Source organism: Arenicella sp. 4NH20-0111 (assembly GCF_040366405.1).
In the GTDB taxonomy this organism is placed as follows: Bacteria; Pseudomonadota; Gammaproteobacteria; order Arenicellales; family Arenicellaceae; genus Arenicella.
This window is the reverse complement of record NZ_BAABWF010000007.1, coordinates 220,738-236,211: the sequence shown is the minus strand read 5'-3', so window position 1 is coordinate 236,211 and position 15,474 is coordinate 220,738. Positions and strand designations below refer to the sequence as shown.

At 45.7% G+C, this 15,474-nt stretch carries 14 protein-coding genes; 5 read left to right on the top strand and 9 right to left on the bottom strand.

Annotation, left to right across the window (positions count from 1 at the left end; translation table 11 throughout):
- Window positions 1-317 precede the first annotated feature (317 nt).
- Window positions 318-836 (bottom strand): hypothetical protein, encoded by a 519-nt coding sequence (locus ABWW54_RS15140; protein ID WP_353413433.1) that lies wholly within the window; start codon window positions 834-836, stop codon window positions 318-320.
- Window positions 837-1,017: 181 nt separating this feature from the next.
- Between ABWW54_RS15140 and yghU the strand changes: the two genes are divergently transcribed.
- Window positions 1,018-1,890 carry a glutathione-dependent disulfide-bond oxidoreductase gene (gene yghU, locus ABWW54_RS15135; RefSeq protein ID WP_353413431.1) on the top strand — a complete coding sequence of 291 codons (873 nt, stop codon included), beginning with the start codon at window positions 1,018-1,020 and terminating at the stop codon, window positions 1,888-1,890.
- A 93-nt stretch (window positions 1,891-1,983) separates the two neighbouring features.
- Here yghU and ABWW54_RS15130 read toward each other — a convergent pair whose 3' ends face one another.
- Window positions 1,984-2,328: a TfoX/Sxy family protein gene (locus tag ABWW54_RS15130; RefSeq protein WP_353413429.1), complete on the bottom strand. Its 345-nt coding sequence runs from the start codon at window positions 2,326-2,328 to the stop codon at window positions 1,984-1,986.
- Window positions 2,329-2,343: 15 nt separating this feature from the next.
- Window positions 2,344-3,288 (bottom strand): SDR family oxidoreductase, encoded by a 945-nt coding sequence (locus ABWW54_RS15125; protein ID WP_353413427.1) that lies wholly within the window; start codon window positions 3,286-3,288, stop codon window positions 2,344-2,346.
- Window positions 3,289-3,476: 188 nt separating this feature from the next.
- Between ABWW54_RS15125 and ABWW54_RS15120 the strand changes: the two genes are divergently transcribed.
- Complete coding sequence (locus tag ABWW54_RS15120; RefSeq protein WP_353413426.1) at window positions 3,477-4,730, top strand: NADH:flavin oxidoreductase/NADH oxidase family protein; 1,254 nt, start codon at window positions 3,477-3,479, stop codon at window positions 4,728-4,730.
- Between the two features lies 1 nt (window position 4,731).
- Entirely contained in the window at window positions 4,732-5,307 is a 576-nt protein-coding gene (locus tag ABWW54_RS15115; protein WP_353413424.1) for a pyridoxamine 5'-phosphate oxidase family protein, read from the top strand.
- 46 nt (window positions 5,308-5,353) lie between these two features.
- On the opposite strand, the gene ABWW54_RS15110 is transcribed toward ABWW54_RS15115, so the two are convergent.
- On the bottom strand, window positions 5,354-6,031 hold the full coding sequence (locus ABWW54_RS15110; protein WP_353413422.1) for an LON peptidase substrate-binding domain-containing protein: 678 nt from the start codon (window positions 6,029-6,031) through the stop codon (window positions 5,354-5,356).
- Window positions 6,024-7,481 (bottom strand): SDR family NAD(P)-dependent oxidoreductase, encoded by a 1,458-nt coding sequence (locus tag ABWW54_RS15105; protein WP_353413420.1) that lies wholly within the window; start codon window positions 7,479-7,481, stop codon window positions 6,024-6,026. The genes ABWW54_RS15110 and ABWW54_RS15105 overlap by 8 nt, the downstream gene beginning before the upstream one ends.
- 496 nt (window positions 7,482-7,977) lie before the next feature.
- Here ABWW54_RS15105 and ABWW54_RS15100 point away from each other — a divergent pair, with 496 nt between their 5' ends.
- Window positions 7,978-8,829: a histone deacetylase family protein gene (locus ABWW54_RS15100; protein ID WP_353413418.1), complete on the top strand. Its 852-nt coding sequence runs from the start codon at window positions 7,978-7,980 to the stop codon at window positions 8,827-8,829.
- A 15-nt stretch (window positions 8,830-8,844) separates the two neighbouring features.
- Here ABWW54_RS15100 and ABWW54_RS15095 read toward each other — a convergent pair whose 3' ends face one another.
- Together ABWW54_RS15095 and ABWW54_RS15090 are read right to left on the bottom strand one after the other, a co-directional pair.
- Window positions 8,845-10,098, bottom strand: coding sequence for a metallophosphoesterase family protein (locus ABWW54_RS15095; RefSeq protein WP_353413417.1), 1,254 nt, complete (start codon window positions 10,096-10,098; stop codon window positions 8,845-8,847).
- Between the two features lie 40 nt (window positions 10,099-10,138).
- Window positions 10,139-11,644 (bottom strand): ArnT family glycosyltransferase, encoded by a 1,506-nt coding sequence (locus ABWW54_RS15090; protein WP_353413415.1) that lies wholly within the window; start codon window positions 11,642-11,644, stop codon window positions 10,139-10,141.
- 256 nt (window positions 11,645-11,900) lie between these two features.
- Here ABWW54_RS15090 and galE point away from each other — a divergent pair, with 256 nt between their 5' ends.
- Window positions 11,901-12,920, top strand: coding sequence for a UDP-glucose 4-epimerase GalE (galE, locus tag ABWW54_RS15085; protein WP_353413413.1), 1,020 nt, complete (start codon window positions 11,901-11,903; stop codon window positions 12,918-12,920).
- A 626-nt stretch (window positions 12,921-13,546) separates the two neighbouring features.
- On the opposite strand, the gene ABWW54_RS15080 is transcribed toward galE, so the two are convergent.
- Together ABWW54_RS15080 and ABWW54_RS15075 are read right to left on the bottom strand one after the other, a co-directional pair.
- A complete protein-coding gene (locus tag ABWW54_RS15080) occupies window positions 13,547-14,059 on the bottom strand; it encodes a helix-hairpin-helix domain-containing protein (RefSeq protein ID WP_353413411.1) in 513 nt (170 codons plus the stop codon).
- A gap of 41 nt (window positions 14,060-14,100) precedes the next feature.
- Window positions 14,101-15,225 (bottom strand): OmpA family protein, encoded by a 1,125-nt coding sequence (locus ABWW54_RS15075; protein ID WP_353413409.1) that lies wholly within the window; start codon window positions 15,223-15,225, stop codon window positions 14,101-14,103.
- Window positions 15,226-15,474: the final 249 nt, after the last annotated feature.

Here is a 15,474-nt window from a genome sequence, read left to right as displayed (position 1 = left end):
TCCCAACGTTTACACATATTTAGGCAGACGGTCCATAATAGGTCTGGCGTGGCTGCCCAGCTTTTGCAGAGGCAGTCGGATTAACGGGGGCTCATTTTGATATTGAGCGTTCGCCGTTCTTCCCTCTCTGTGATAGCAAACATCATTGATTTAACAGGCGCTATTGTCTTTGAATCTTCTATGTTAGATTCCACTCTACGTTGTATAACTATTTAGGCGAAAGTTCCTATGCCGTTGATTCGCGCATGAACCGACCTGTCTAAAGACAGATCGACAAATTGAGTGCCGTCTGCTAATTCCAAACTTACTTCGATGAATCAGTAAGAACGGTCTTCGTTTGATTCACTGCATTCCTTTAATTTCTTCTGTGGAATTTTAGTTCGCTTTGCCACTTCAGCTTCGGTGCACGCTTGAAAGGCTTCTAAGTCAGTGTTATCGGACCAATTCATGCTCTTTACCGTTATTGATTCGGGCAGTTCTGACGAACAGGACTTAACGAGCTCAAGCTGAAATTCTTCGTTGAAAGAATTTTCATATAATTCTAGTTCTTGTTCGCTGATGCCTAGACATTCTGCTGTTTGCGCTTTTGCTTGAGCTTCGTACTCTTGATCTTCAGCCATAAGTTTTTCGAAGTCTTCTTTGGGGAGCGCTTCTTTCAACATCTTTCTATTGCGCTCGCCTAATTCTTCTTGCATTTGTTGCGCACCTTCTATCATTTTTAGCTGCATATTGACAAACTCTTCTTTGCTCATGACTTTTTGTGCATGTGCTGTTGAGTGGACAAGAAGCGTTATTAGCAATAGGGAAAGTACGGAGGAGATTACTTTGTTCGTCATGGGTAGGGTCTGTATTGTTTTTATTTATCTTAAGCCTTAATTGTAATTGATAAAGCACGTATTGAATTATTACTTTTGCGTCAGGTAATGCTTGAAATACAAGCCTTTTGCCAGATATATCCTACTTATACGGTCAACTAGTTGACCACTAATCGAAATTCACAAAGACCCTGAAACTATCATGAGCACATCTAATCAACCTGCAGACTATACTCCCCCTAAAGTTTGGAGCTGGGACGCTGAGAACGGCGGCGAGTTCGCTAAGATAAATCGTCCAATGTCTGGCTCAACGCATGAGAAAGAATTGCCCGTAGGTAAGCATCCATTTCAACTCTATTCATTGGCCACCCCCAATGGCGTTAAGGTAACCGTGATGTTTGAAGAACTGCTTGAGGCGGGATTCACTGGTGCGGAGTATGACGCTCATTTAATACGGATTACCGACGGGGACCAGTTTGGCAGCGGGTTTGTCGACATAAATCCTAACTCAAAAATACCTGCTCTAGTTGACCGAAGTGAGGAAGAGCCGCTGCGTGTATTTGAGTCAGGTTCTATTTTGCTTCATCTAGCTGAAAAATTTGGCGCTTTTTTACCTACGGCTTCGCGAGAGCGAATTGAAACATTAAATTGGCTGTTTTGGCAGATGGGGTCTGCGCCCTATTTGGGCGGTGGGTTTGGGCATTTTTACGCCTATGCACCGATGAAAATCGAGTATTGCATCGACCGTTTTAGCATGGAGGTGAAACGACAGTTGGATGTTTTAGATAAGCAGTTAGCGACCAATCGCTTTATCGCTGGAGATGAATACACGATCGCAGATATGGCGATATGGCCTTGGTACGGCGCGTTAGTGCTAAATGTTGTTTATAGCGCAGCTGAGTTTTTGGACACAGATTCCTATACCAATGTAATGCGTTGGGCGAGAGAAATTGAAGCAAGGCCGGCGGTTCAAAGAGGCAAGATGGTAAACCGTGTGTGGGGCGATCTAAGTGGTCAACTCGCTGAACGGCATGATGCGTCAGACTTTGAGTTACGCACTGGGGATAAGGTCTAGAAAGTTTCTGATGGTTTAGATAGGGACATTGGAGTAGGGTATTAGACAATACCAAACCCCAATTCCAAGCGGGAATTGGGGTTAATTAGTAAATCATTTCTTCTTTTGCTTCTTGTTTGACGCTGACCTAAGTGCAGCTTCAAACGCCAAGGTTGCCCACTTATTAGCTTCAATCGGATCATCAAAGATCGCTTCAGGGGCTTGGCTGTAGGACATCTTGACTGTTTTATCATTCTTAGAATATTCGAATGCTTCTAGATTGTGTTGATCAAAAATAGCAGATGTCTGGGCGTCATTTTTAAGATAAAGCTCATCGTCTGCTACCAACCCAAACATAAGTCCTTGATGGTAGACGCCGTAACCACCAAACATTTTTCGCGTACTTATTTCTCCAAAGTCGGCGAAGACTTCATGTAGAAAAGAGATGAATTCGCTCATTCTAAAATACTCTTATCATTGTTCGATTTTATTGACTTCTTCCTCGAACATTGTTCGTAACTCTGCATTTGTAAACTTGAATTGCTGATTTTGATTTTGTTCAAGCAGCTTTCGCATGCTTCGTCTGAGCGTTAGTTGCGCCTGGCCTTCATTCGGCACCACCATGTAGCGGCGTTTTGGATTATCGCTTTGCATTATGGCCAAAGCAGCTTCGGCTACGGGTAGGGGGTCAGCTCCCTTAAGAACCTGATCTAATCCAGCCAGCATGCCATCTCTGTCTTGCTTATATCGGCTCTCATTGGTCCAATAGTTGCTTTTCAGTATTCGTTGCTTGGCGGTCTGCCCGATGTTTGAAGCGTAATTACCGGGTTCGATGACGCTAACGTGAACGCCAAACCGTTCCATCTCAGACGCTAAACTGTCGGTATAAGCTTCAATTGCATGTTTGCTCATGCTGTAGTGACCGAACATGGAACTGGCTAGCGTGCCGGCGATGGAGCCGGTTGTGGCGATTCTACCTTTGCTCTCGATGATCATCGGAGCGAAAGCTTGCAAAACTCTGTATGGCCCTAGAACGTTAACGTCAAGTTGGTAATCGAGCTCCTCTACGGGTACTTCAATCATCGGGCCGAATATGGCCACTCCAGCATTATTGATTAAACCGTACAGGCCGCGCCCTGCGTTGGAAACCTGAGTCACGGCTGCTTCAATTTGGTCGGGCTTTAATACATCTAGTTTTATCGCTTCAACGTTTTTCATGCTGTCTAGACGTTTTAAGTCAGCGTCTTTTCGCGCGGTGGCGTAAACAAAAAAACCACTTGTACTTAACAGCTCAGTCATTTTAAGACCCAGTCCTGAACTGGCGCCTGTGATTAGCACTGCTTTTTGTTTGCCTTCGGCAAAAAGGGTGTTCGAGCTCAATAATAATAAACTCAACAGGATAGTGAGGGCAGTTCGCATTTTAAGGACCACGTATAGAGTTAATAGTAAAGACGATATCCTAACTTCAATTGATTTCGCTGGGTAGTGAAAAGTGCATTTCACGTCGTCTATGGCGTGTTGTCGTTATCATTGGTATTTCTATATGCTTCAGTCTTGCCTACACTTAGGCGCAACTTCATCGAGACAGCCATTAATGAGAAATGTAAATGACGAATAGCCAACTCTTTTCAACACTTGCGTTACCGAACGGGGCGACAATTAAGAATCGTTTGTGCAAAGCTGCCATGGAAGAAAATATGGCTGAGTATGGCCAGTTACCTGGGCAGCAGCTTTGTGCTCTGTACAGGCAATGGTCAGAGGGAGGCGCGGGCTTGTTACTGACCGGCAACGTGATGGTCTCTCCGAATGCGCTGACTGGCGCTGGGGGCGTGGTATTGCAGAATGATGAACATATTCGTTTGTTCGAGGCTTGGGCCAAGGCCGGAACTCAGAACGGCAACCATTTCTGGATGCAAATCAGTCATCCAGGACGTCAGATTTACGCAAATTTGGATGAACAAGGACTGTCTCCTTCTGATGTTGCGTTAGATCTGGGCAATTTTTCGAAAATGTTTGCGCAACCGCGAGCTCTACTAGACGATGAAATTACCGATATTATCCAGCGCTTTGCCAGGACCGCGAGTCTTGCTGAACGTTCGGGCTTTACCGGAGTTCAAATTCATGGCGCGCATGGGTATTTGATTAGTCAATTCTTATCCCCTTTGGTAAACAGAAGAGAGGATAAGTGGGGTGGTTCATTGGAAAACCGAGCACGGTTTCTATTTGAGATCGTCAACGCGGTGCGAGCGACAGTGGCTCCGACATTTTGCGTGAGTGTGAAGTTGAATTCGGCGGATTTTCAGAAAGGTGGATTTGATGCACATGATGCTAAATGGGTCGTATCGGAGCTTAACCACATGGGTGTCGATCTGATAGAGCTGTCCGGAGGCTCGTATGAGAGTCCTGCGATGCAGGGAAACCCTGCCGACAACAGCCGCGGTAAGAGAGAGGCATACTTTATCGACTTCGCTCGTGAGATCGCTGCTGTCGTGGACGTGCCGATCATGGTTACCGGAGGTATTACACGGAAACAGGTAGCCGAGCAGGCGCTGGCTGAAAGCGGTGCATTGCCAGCGGTGCAGATGTTAGGAATCGCTACCGCGCTAGCCTATCACTCAGATTTGCCAAACGAGTGGCGAGACGGCCGGCTACAGGAGGTCGATTTGCCAAGGGTTGAATGGAAGAACCGAACATTAGGAGCTTTGGCTACGATGGCTTTAACAAAGCATCAACTGAGCCGAGTATCGAAAGGTCAAAAGAGTGATAGAAATGCGAGCCCGATAGTGGCTGTTCTGCGTGATCGACTGAAGGTATCCAAGCAAGCCAAGCGCTATCGGAAGTGGCGCTTAGAGACTGCTTGATATGGGCGAGATTGTGGACACCGTAGGATGGCGATTAATCTTGGAGCGGGCTAGAGACAAGGCTGTAAATCATAATACCGCCAGCTTCGTTCAACTAGCCACGTTTGACCCTAAGCTGGGTGCTCAAGTCAGAACACTAGTTTTCCGTGGGTTTGCGGACGATGGCGAAAGCTTATTGATGGCAACCGATGGGCAAAGTGCAAAACTTAAGCAAGTTCGACACGACAAGCGTTCGCAAATAGTTTGGTATCTGGTTGATGCTCGGCAACAGTTTCGCTTTTCGGGTGAACTCGTCTCCGTGGGGCATGCTACAAGAGATCAGGTTGAGCGCCTGGCGTTATGGCGTTCATTGTCTTACGCAACGAGGTCTTCGTTCTTTGCCAATACGTTAGGAGAGCTCGAAGGGGATGTAAACGCGAAAGTCCTAAGTGACGGTGCGCCTGAGAGTTTTGTGATGTTGAAGTTGGTGGTAACTGAGGTTGATCACTTAGACCTTAATCTTAATCCACACCAAAGGCATAGATACGTGCGAGAAAGAGCGCATTGGAAAATCGAGCGGATCGGCCTGAACGACTAGCGGGCCATATAGGGCCTGTCGGCCTGAGTGCCCAATTAAGGTAGCATCAGTGACGCGTTTGGGAATCAGAAACGGTTCCCGCTAGAATCGCGGTAAATGTACGTATACGCGTGTCCAGCGAGCTGGACTCTAAAAGTATTTGCCTTTCTCCGGTCTCGATTGGAAGTACATTCATCAAGCTGTTTACCAAATCGTTGGTGCTGAGCTTCTCAAAAAGTTCCCAATCCGCGGGCATATCGTGGCCATCTAAGAAGCTCCTCAGGGCATTAATGAAAATTTCCACCGTCGCTTTTGCTGGTTCTTTATCCGCCAAGTAGTCATTTTTAAAGGGATCCCAGTCAGGTAAAACCATTCTGTAGCCTCTTATGCTAGATACTTCCTCTGTGATGGAGAACCGGCAAATTCCATTTAATACGATTTCAATTCGACCGTCTTGAGTCTCTGAATAGTCAATTATTCTGCCTGCACAGCCGATTTCAAACACACTCGGCGTGGCGGCATCCTTAATGTTTTTCGGCTCTGGGCGCGGTTGAACCATGCCCACAAGCCGATCGCCTCTTAAAGCATCATTGATCATATTCAGGTACCGAGTCTCGAATATATTCAACGGGAGCTTGCCGCCAGGAACCAGCAGAGCATTGGGTAAGGGGAAAATTGGGAGCGTCGTCGGAAGTTGCTCGAATGTTTGCTCGAACGGGCTAAGCTGTCGGTTGCTTTCAGTCATCGATTTCTCCTCTTGATTCATCCCCCAACTCTAATTTAACACTAAATCGATCGCCGTATTCACGCAACTTTATAAAGAGCTGTTGGCGAGTAGCCGCACTTTCTTGTGTTCTTTTTGTCAGATGAATGGAGTGGGGTTGCCGGTCTAACCAGAATAAGCCACTTTTTTTAACCACTTCACTGGCACAGGCAAGCCATATTATGGTGTCTGCGCCTTGCTCAGGAGTGCGTAAGGTGCGCTGCATCTTTTTATTGAATTCAGGTAAGCTCTTCTCTACGCCAGGTGTTTGCGCCCAACCCGGATGCATATTGTGAACGATAATGCTGTCTTTGCTCCAATGTTTAGCCCAATATTGGCCAGCCAACACAAGGCCTCTTTTGCTTCGAGCATACGCTGCCGCTCCTGAATAGCTGCCTTGAGTCGATTCTAGGTTGTCGAGCTCTATGCCCTTAGCGTACATGCCGCCAGATGAAACATTGATTACTCGACTAACGTTCCGTTTGCCCAATAAGGGTTTCAGCAGTTCCGTCAATATAACAGGGCTTAAGAGCAGCAACGAAAACGAAGTTTCGATGCCTTCGGAGTTTTCTAAACGTCGATTTAGCAACGCACCTGCGTTGTTGATGAGAACATCAATTGGGGTGCCTGAGGAATTGAGCCGCTTCGCTAAGTCTATGGTCTGGCCAATTTCTGACAAATCCGCGATTTCAAGATTGATGTTGCCGTTGCCTGTCTGTTTTACGATTTCAGACTTCACCGATTCAGCTTTCAACTTGTCTCTTGCCACTAAGGTCAGTGTGGCTCCTCTGTGGGCTAAGGCGTAAGCGGTTACAAGCCCTAAACCGGAGGTGGCTCCGGTGATCACCATGTGCTGGCCTTGCACGTTGTTGGTGACTGGATTCCAGTTTTTCTTAGAAAAGGTATAGCCATATTTAGTGAACGTGGCTACACCAGGTATGACAAGAGTATCGGCAATCGACTTTAAAATGCTGAGTCTCGGCAGTGGATAATTATCCTCAAGAGCGTTTGCAAGGTTGCGAATAGTTTGTCTGCCCGACGTTATTATTTTCTTTTTAACGAGAGGCGCGAAGCTCGATGAAGCGCCGGTGAACTGAACTACCGCCTGCCAAGAAACATGACAGCCTTGCTCCATAGGCGTAATTCGGATCGTGTCTGTTGCTGTAAAGTTCTTAGCCTTACCCACTAGCACAGCACTATGATTTGGTTCAAATTTCGTGATTTCATACTCGATGGGAATTCGTTTAGGGCCGAGCGTGTAAATGAGAGAAAACTGGGTGCCGAGCGTGATTGCGCCTGGGCTTCTTTTTTGCGCTGAGCTTATGGTTTGGTCCCATTCATCTATTCTCGAAAAATCCGTTATGTATGTGAAGACGTCAATGGGTGAGCGACTGCACCTGAATTCTTCATGCATTTCGATAGTGTGTGACATACTGTTGTTTTATTGGACGTTGAGGCTCAAGAACCTTACATTAAGGCCTGTATAGGTTGTGTCTAACGGATACGTTGTTTGGAGACCCAGCTAAAGAACTTAATACATTCTTCGTTTTTTTGTAGGGCCGTTAGGGTATTGAGGTCCTTGGCGAGGGTGATTTCACTAAACCGTGTGTGGATCCCGCTATGGCACGTTCTGCACAGGTTGACACCTTGGTTCAGCTGATCTTTGGAAAACTTCTTTTTAAAGTGCGTGCGCTTATGTACTTTACGAGGAATTAGGTGGTGAAAAGTAAGATGCGTGCGCCGATTGCAAGTCGGACAAGTTCCATATTTGCTTTTTGCCATTGAGTAACAATTCAGTGATACCACATAAAAGGTGATGAATTAACGTAAGATGCGAGCTGTCTAGTTCCTAATTGTCCACTTTCATGCTGCCGCTCGTCTCAAGTCCATTATACAGTTACCCGTTTCCACAAAAACATCGCTTTCCTATGCAAAAGTTTCGTTTGTTGGTCGAGTTTTTGCGACACAAAGGGATAGTGAATTCAAGTAACCTTATTCGACCCGGTAAAGCGCGCTCAGATGTGCTCGGTCTAGCGCATAGCGCAGCTTACTTAGAACGCTTTATATCCGGAGCTCTTTCGCCAAAAGAGATACGTCGACTTGGTTTGCCTTGGTCTAATGAATTAGTCACGCGAACGTTAATTTCCCCTAATGGGACGTTATTGACGGCTCAGTTAGCACTTAAATATGGTGTGGCCTGTCACTTGGCCGGAGGGACTCATCATGCTCATTACGACTTCGCTTCGGGTTATTGCATACTTAATGATCTTGCTGTCGCCAGCAAAACAATTTTGGCGCAAGGGAAGGCCAAACGAATATTGATTTTCGACTGTGATGTGCACCAGGGTGACGGTACCGCTGCGATATTGAACAATGAGCCTTCGATTACCACATGCTCCATTCACTGCGAAAAAAACTTCCCTGCAAGAAAGCAGCGCAGTGATATTGATGTGGGCGTTGCTGAAGGGTTAAGTGATACAGCGTATTTAATGGTGGTGAAGAAGACACTGGATAAAGCCATTTCAGAATCTGATCCTGATCTAATCCTTTACGATGCTGGCGTGGATGTCTACGAACATGACCCTCTGGGGTTGCTAAATATAAGTCTGTCGGGGTTGCGAGCTCGAGAATCCTTAGTGTTAGAAACCGCGCTATCACAAGGTATTCCAATCGCAACGGTGATTGGCGGGGGGTATGATCATGATCAGAGCGCGTTGGCGACTAGGCATGCCATTGTGGTTGAGGAGGCACAACGCTGTTGGCTTGAGTTTGCGACCTAGCCAGGTTCAGGAATACTAACTCGTTGTTTGTGTGCTCGCACAAGATGTTTCTATCATGTTTAGCAGCTCTTCGTATTCATCGGCGCTATTCGATTGTCGTAAGCTGTCAATTACCGGTTGAGAGCGAGGGTGGCAATGTAGTTCCATCGGCATGCTCAATGGTTCGGCTGTATAGTTAACTGAGCCGTCGTTGGACACTCGACCAATGACGATTTTGGAGTAGTCTGAACGCGTGATCAGGTCCTGATGCCCGAGCCCTTGACCGGCAATAATATTGTCGATCCCGTGAAACTCCGTGCGGTCGTAAATGTGGATATGACCACTGAGCAATGTTGAGGAACCCGTCATTTTTAGAGCGCTAATTAGCCAATCTCGCTCGCCTTCACTGCCGATGTCGTGCGTGCTATTGTGTAATGGATCGTGTAACGGGCGGTGAGTAAATGATACTGTGTCAGTTACTAGGCTATTCTGAGCTTGAATTTCTTTGACTAATTTGCCTCGTAATCCCGACGAATATGGAAGCGTGTTGGCGGCTGTATCTAAGTTTAGAAAGCGCGTTTTACCAATAGTGAAAGAGTGGTTTAGCGGTCCGATCTGTTCTAAGAATTGTTGATAGATCGCTCCATTCTCATGAAAGTCGTGATTGCCAATGCTAACGTAACAAGGAATAGGGCTGTTATTGAAAAGGTCAATGGATCGTTGATAGTCACCCGGTTGGTAATTAAAGTCGCCTAAGTGAAGTAAGAATTTCGCACCTAATTCGTGTGCTCGTTGGATACACCAAGCTAATTCTTTGTCTCCTCCGGAGTCTCCAATGGACGCAAAGGTGAAGTCTGACTCATAGGGCAATTTCCAGCTAAGTTGCTGCACGTCGCCTTTTTTCATTGAAATGGTTAGACTGCGTCGAATCCCAGATACACGTTCTTCAATGTCATTTTGAGATCCGTCCCATGAGAGAGAGGCGTCTGTTGCGACGTTGCCTAATTCGATAAAAGCTTGGCCGTCTTCTTTAGCAGTAACCTTAAGCCTTGGTTCCGCTGAGAAAGCTCGAAACGTTAGTCTATCATTGTTAGTTTGCGTTGTTTCAATGACATCCGCGCTATCCACCTCAATGCTGCCTCCCCTGTTGACGAACGTGCTCGCTAGCGCGTTGGGTTCTAGTCCAAGCGTTGGGTATCGAATTCCTCGACGGCAACTGTAAATGCTGCCAGCGGCTATGGCTGAAAGGCCAAGGCCTTGTATGAATCTGCGCCTAGAATTACTGCTCATGTCATTATGTTAGCCGGTGTTTAAAGTCTGCGAGAGTTTGTTAGTTTTTTGCTGTTCGGTAAATAAAAACAGTACGCCCCTTGCGGCCTTCAATGATGTTTACCGGGCGACCAAAGTGGTACCAGAGCGTTTGCCTAAAATCATCTTCGAGCTTACTGTTGGGCGTCAGCGACAAGGCGATGTAATCGTATCGTCGGATAGCGCCTGTTTTGATGTGAGACCAAAGTTGTGGGTTTGTAAACTGGTCAATAAAGTTGCTCTTTGGGCCTTGTTTGGCGTAGAACACAAGCAGACGGTCGTTGCTGAATACGGTCTCACCTTTATGCAGGTTGGCGTTTAGCCAATCTCCTGCCGTGCGAAAATGAGCCTTTTTGGTTCTGACGTTAAGCCCATCAATGGAGACATAGATCAATAATACAATTAAAAACGCGCTCGCAATACGACCTGATTTAGTAAAGCTCTTCATTTGCGTTAACAGTTTCTCAAGAGCAAACGGGGCCAGTAGGAGCAAGGTAAGCGCGGTAGCCATGCTGTATCGACTTACCAATAGGTTGTTAATGTAGCTAAACCCGACTAGAACAAAAAAGTTTGTGAATAAGTAGACTAGCCAAACTCTCTTGATTAAGCGATTGTGTAACCCATAGCCTTTATAATAGGCAAAGAGGCAGATGAAAAAATAGAACACCGCCATACGTCGAACGAGGTCATACAGCACGCCACCTACATTGTTTGAAGCCGCAGTAAGATAGGCAAATAGACCGCTGCGGTGGTTATTAAACTGCTGGTTTATATTATTTAAAAATAATTCAAACACGTTGTTAATATCTTGACCTGATTGTTGCGCTATTTGAATATTAGCCGCGTATTTGTTTTTCAGGTACCACGAGATCACTACCGCTGAGAAAGCAATGAGCGTGACTGAAAGAGAGGTCAGTATTTTTTTTCGATGAGGAATCTTCTTGGCAGAAAAAACGAGTAAAAAGTAAGGCGCTACAAGGAGCAATACGATTCCTTCGAACCTAAATAGGCAACTTAAGCCAGCAGCCAAAATCCAGCCGATTAAATGCTTTTTATGGAGGCTATTGCAAAATCTGAAGATGAAATACAAAGACCATAGGTAGCAGCTCAGGTACCCGAAATCGCGGATGATGTAGGGTCTGTATTTAGTTATGCTCGGGAATAGCAGAATAACAATTGCTGCAATAACTAGAATTTTTCGGTCGTTATTAGATAGCTCTCCTACTATGGCGATAAACGCTAACGTCATTGAAGTGGCTAAAAACGTATTTAATGCGTATGCCGCGCTCGATACATCGATAAAAAAGACCTTCGATATGCCGGCGATAAAGAGTGGGTAAAAGGGCCAGTTATAGTAGCCTTGAGCTGTTTGCCAGTCTCCATTAGCGAACAGCTCCGCCATGGTTAAGTAGGTTATCCCGTCGTTGTTTACTATGGAGTCAAGCGAAATGCTCCACAACGAGAGAGCGATGTTGGCTAGGACGATCGCCAGTATAAATCTAGGTCTGTCTCGATAGAGCTGATACATTCTTAAATTCGTGTGTATTTATGTGTTAGTGACCGATGACTCTAATTTCAACAGTAAACGTGACGATGTTTTACGGTTTTGATATTTTTTATTTCGCAGGTCTCATCCAAATTTAGACCTACAAAAGCGATTCTATTTCTGAGATGATCAACCCTAATTATTAAGCTTGGACGATATAGCAGTCGGGGAGTATAGGCAATACTTAAACTCAGTCCAAGTTAACCCAACCCATAGAGTTAGGCAGTTTTTAATCTTGATGAAGAAAATTCTAGTGACAGGCGGCACCGGGTTCATTGGTAGCCACACAGTGGTATCACTGATAGAGGCTGGCTACACCCCAGTTATTATCGATAACCTGGATAATAGTAGCGATTTAGTTTTGGATCGAATTGAGTCAATTAGTGGTGCTAGAGCAGAATTCATTCGTGGTGATATTCGCAGTGAAAATACGTTAAACGAATTGTTTGCGAAGCATCGTTTTGAGGCTGTTGTGCATTTTGCCGGATTGAAAGCAGTGGGCGAATCGGTGGAGAAACCAATGCGCTACTACAGTAACAATGTAGAAGGCTCTATTCAGCTCTTGAAGGCGATGGACCGCTATGATTGTCGACGCCTTGTGTTTAGTTCGTCTGCAACTGTTTACGGGGATCCTGTCAGCGTGCCAATTAAAGAAGGCTTTGCTCTGAGTGCGACTAATCCTTACGGTCAAAGTAAATTGACAGTTGAAACAATGCTTCGAGATTTGGCGGCTGCGGATGAGCGCTGGGAGTTCACATTGCTTCGCTATTTCAACCCAGTTGGGGCTCACGAATCGGGGTTGATTGGCGAGGAGCCTAATGGGATTCCGAATAACTTGATGCCCTTTATCGCTCAAGTTGCCGTAGGACGTTTGGAAAAATTAAGCGTTTGGGGTGGTGATTACGATACGCCAGATGGTACTGGGGTTAGAGACTACATTCACGTAATGGATCTAGCTGAGGCTCATATTGAAGCCGTGAAGAGTTTTAAGCCTAATCATGGTTGTCGGGCTTACAATGTTGGTACTGGAGGCGGGTATTCTGTTTTGGAGATGATTCGCGCGTTCGAAAAGGCGAGCAATTGTGAGATTCCTTATTCGATAGAACCGCGAAGGTCTGGCGACATAGCGAGCAGTTACGCTGATCCTGAGTTATGCCATCGAGAATTGGGTTGGCATGCGAAACGTGGAATTAGTGAAATTATGCGTGATCAATGGAATTGGCAACGTAAAAACCCTAATGGTTACACAGTCGGTTAAAACGACGGCCCTTTGCTAAATCCATCAGACTAAAGTCTGATGGATTTGTTGGCCTGAAACAGAATGTTTTTTCCTTTGGGGATAATCGATTACTCTAGAACAACGGGAGAGGGAGTCGTTCCTTGAGATTAAATTATGGAATAAAGAAAAACAACTTAGATCATCTAAGTTGTTGAATTATAAAATAAATTATTTTTCTTTATAGCGCCGTTAGGTAGGATGGGCGGCTTTTTTGGTACTGCGGTCTTCGGCTGTAGGGAGCTGAAAATCCATTTGAGGTAGGAATAGGAGCAATTGAAGTTACGTAATAACCATGGTTGGGTATTGGGTTGGGTAGGGGCCATAGCTGCTACGCAACTCCAATGCTCAGACTTAAGTCTAACTGAATGCTGAATCCATAATCAAGTAAATTCTCAAAAAGTTTCTTAAAATTACGCAATCTTGATCATTTTTTTCGATTTTGACGAAGGAAAGGCTCAGATTGTGCGTACGGACATAGAAAGCAATTGGCAGGTAGTCATGGTTGTTTTGACGGTACGTCACTAAATAGGTGAAGACAACAAAAAAGCGGCATGTGTTGAGTAACAACACATGCCGCTGGGACGCGGGGTTATTGGTTCTTAAGGCTAGTATTCTACGTCGCCTTTATCGACTCTTTTTGCAAAGTCGGTTGTGCCGCCATCGGCGAGAGTTCTTGCTTGTTCTATCCAGTTTTCGCGTGCAATTCTACCTGGAAAGGCCAGTGAATTCTCAACCCAACTGATATTGTCCTCAGTCCATTCGGCTATTTGAGAAAACTGATAAATACCCAGTTCATTAAGAGTTTTCTCTATCACCGCGCCTATACCCTTAATGCGTTTAATATCGTCCACACTTTCAGGGGCGCTACTGAACCCCATGGGTCGCCAGTCATTGGAAATGCTGATTGCAGACTCAACTGTTTCGTTGGCTTCTGCGCTCTCAGTCAGCGCCAGTGCTGTCAAATCTTCAGCTTTGCCGGTGACATCAATACTGGAGTTTTCTTCGTATTTCGGCGTTTCAGATTCTTTTCTTCGGCAACAAAAAAACCATTGCACGAACATGCCTAGGAAAAACGCGAGTGCCAGAAAGATCCAGATTTCTAAAAGTAAATATTCCATGATTGTTCTCCGTATCTAATTTTCTTAGTTACTTGTGTATGTTAGTTACTTAATTTAAGTTCAATTCGCCTGTTTTTAGCTCGGCCTTCATCAGTTGAATTGTCTGCCACGGGCCTCTCTGGGCCATAGCCAGCCGCGTTCAAACGAGAACTTGAGAGGCCTTTCTCGACTAAATAATCTAATACTGATTGTGCCCTTTGTTTGCTGAGTGTCATATTGAAATCAAAATTGCCGGTATTGTCAGTGTGGCCGGCAATCTCAAACGAGGCGTTAGGGCAACCTCTCGCGACGTCATACACTCGATTCAGTAACTCATAACTGTCGATTGATATGTCGGCCTTCGCAGTCTGGAAATTGATCTTTCCCTTTGCTAGGACCTCATTTACTTTGTCTTGGCAAACGTCTCGTTCGATGATCGGGACAGATACCACGAGTTGATTGCTGATTTTTCCGTTGAATTTGCTAGCGGCAGATTGTTCTATGGATTGGCTCAGTGCTGGATTTGGCACTGCGCCAGTCAGAGTCAGTTGATCGTCGTTTAATGACGCCACAATATTGGAAGATTGATCGCCTTCAAATTTGAGGGACTGCAGGAAGAGAATATCAGTTAGCGGTTCAGTAGATTCAGCAACGGTAAGGTTGTTGGCCACGTTTCCTGCTCCGAACACTCGTGTTGCGTGGGCGATTAGAGTGTCGGCTTCGCGCTGGGTTGCTAACCTTCCGGTCAGTGTCACTTTGCTGCCGTCAGATAGAATGTCCAGCTCAGCGGGCGCTAAGTTAGTTTTAGACTCCTCAGCGATGAGAGTAGAGGTTGATTCATCGGAGAGTTTGTTTGTGCTTTCGCCAGTCGTTCTGGTGGTTGTGTTTGTGGCAATTTCACCAGCATACGACGCTGACCTAACGCCGTAAGCATTTTCAGCGATTGAGAGAGCGTCAGCCTTAGCTATTTCGCTCGGTGCTACCCCGGTGAGTAGAACGTTACGTCCACGATTAAATGTTTCAACTTTTGCCCAATCATGACCAGCATCGCCGAGGCTTGACCTAGTCGACTCAGCTACTTCACGTTCAATTTCGCGCCATTTGAACGCCATCGTTAACGCCAAAAGCAAAAGAGAGCACAGTAAAAATGGCAGTAAGCCAATGCATAAAAATTTACTATCTCGCATCTATTCTTCCGATCCTCCGTTAAAAATTAAGTCGGTAGTCGAAACATCCTTGGGGAATTTTCTAGGTGAAAAAGAAATGGTGTTGCCTAAAGTGTTGCCCCCTACCGACCCATAATATTATCTATGGGCTGGCTTCGTGACTTCGACAGAGGTAACCTCGGCCTGCCGCGAAGCAAGCGACAGTATGGCAAGTCGAATGTGAAATTTCCATCCTGTAATTGTGATCAAGTGTTACAACTGGCGCTATGA

What these genes read in the sequence shown, in the direction of transcription:
- ABWW54_RS15140 (WP_353413433.1), bottom strand. Translation starts at nt 836, where the DNA reads ATGACGAACAAAGTAATCTCCTCCGTACTTTCCCTATTGCTAATAACG.
- yghU (WP_353413431.1), top strand. Translation starts at nt 1,018, where the DNA reads ATGAGCACATCTAATCAACCTGCAGACTATACTCCCCCTAAAGTTTGG.
- ABWW54_RS15130 (WP_353413429.1), bottom strand. Translation starts at nt 2,328, where the DNA reads ATGAGCGAATTCATCTCTTTTCTACATGAAGTCTTCGCCGACTTTGGA.
- ABWW54_RS15125 (WP_353413427.1), bottom strand. Translation starts at nt 3,288, where the DNA reads ATGCGAACTGCCCTCACTATCCTGTTGAGTTTATTATTATTGAGCTCG.
- ABWW54_RS15120 (WP_353413426.1), top strand. Translation starts at nt 3,477, where the DNA reads ATGACGAATAGCCAACTCTTTTCAACACTTGCGTTACCGAACGGGGCG.
- ABWW54_RS15115 (WP_353413424.1), top strand. Translation starts at nt 4,732, where the DNA reads ATGGGCGAGATTGTGGACACCGTAGGATGGCGATTAATCTTGGAGCGG.
- ABWW54_RS15110 (WP_353413422.1), bottom strand. Translation starts at nt 6,031, where the DNA reads ATGACTGAAAGCAACCGACAGCTTAGCCCGTTCGAGCAAACATTCGAG.
- ABWW54_RS15105 (WP_353413420.1), bottom strand. Translation starts at nt 7,481, where the DNA reads ATGTCACACACTATCGAAATGCATGAAGAATTCAGGTGCAGTCGCTCA.
- ABWW54_RS15100 (WP_353413418.1), top strand. Translation starts at nt 7,978, where the DNA reads ATGCAAAAGTTTCGTTTGTTGGTCGAGTTTTTGCGACACAAAGGGATA.
- ABWW54_RS15095 (WP_353413417.1), bottom strand. Translation starts at nt 10,098, where the DNA reads ATGAGCAGTAATTCTAGGCGCAGATTCATACAAGGCCTTGGCCTTTCA.
- ABWW54_RS15090 (WP_353413415.1), bottom strand. Translation starts at nt 11,644, where the DNA reads ATGTATCAGCTCTATCGAGACAGACCTAGATTTATACTGGCGATCGTC.
- galE (WP_353413413.1), top strand. Translation starts at nt 11,901, where the DNA reads ATGAAGAAAATTCTAGTGACAGGCGGCACCGGGTTCATTGGTAGCCAC.
- ABWW54_RS15080 (WP_353413411.1), bottom strand. Translation starts at nt 14,059, where the DNA reads ATGGAATATTTACTTTTAGAAATCTGGATCTTTCTGGCACTCGCGTTT.
- ABWW54_RS15075 (WP_353413409.1), bottom strand. Translation starts at nt 15,225, where the DNA reads ATGCGAGATAGTAAATTTTTATGCATTGGCTTACTGCCATTTTTACTG.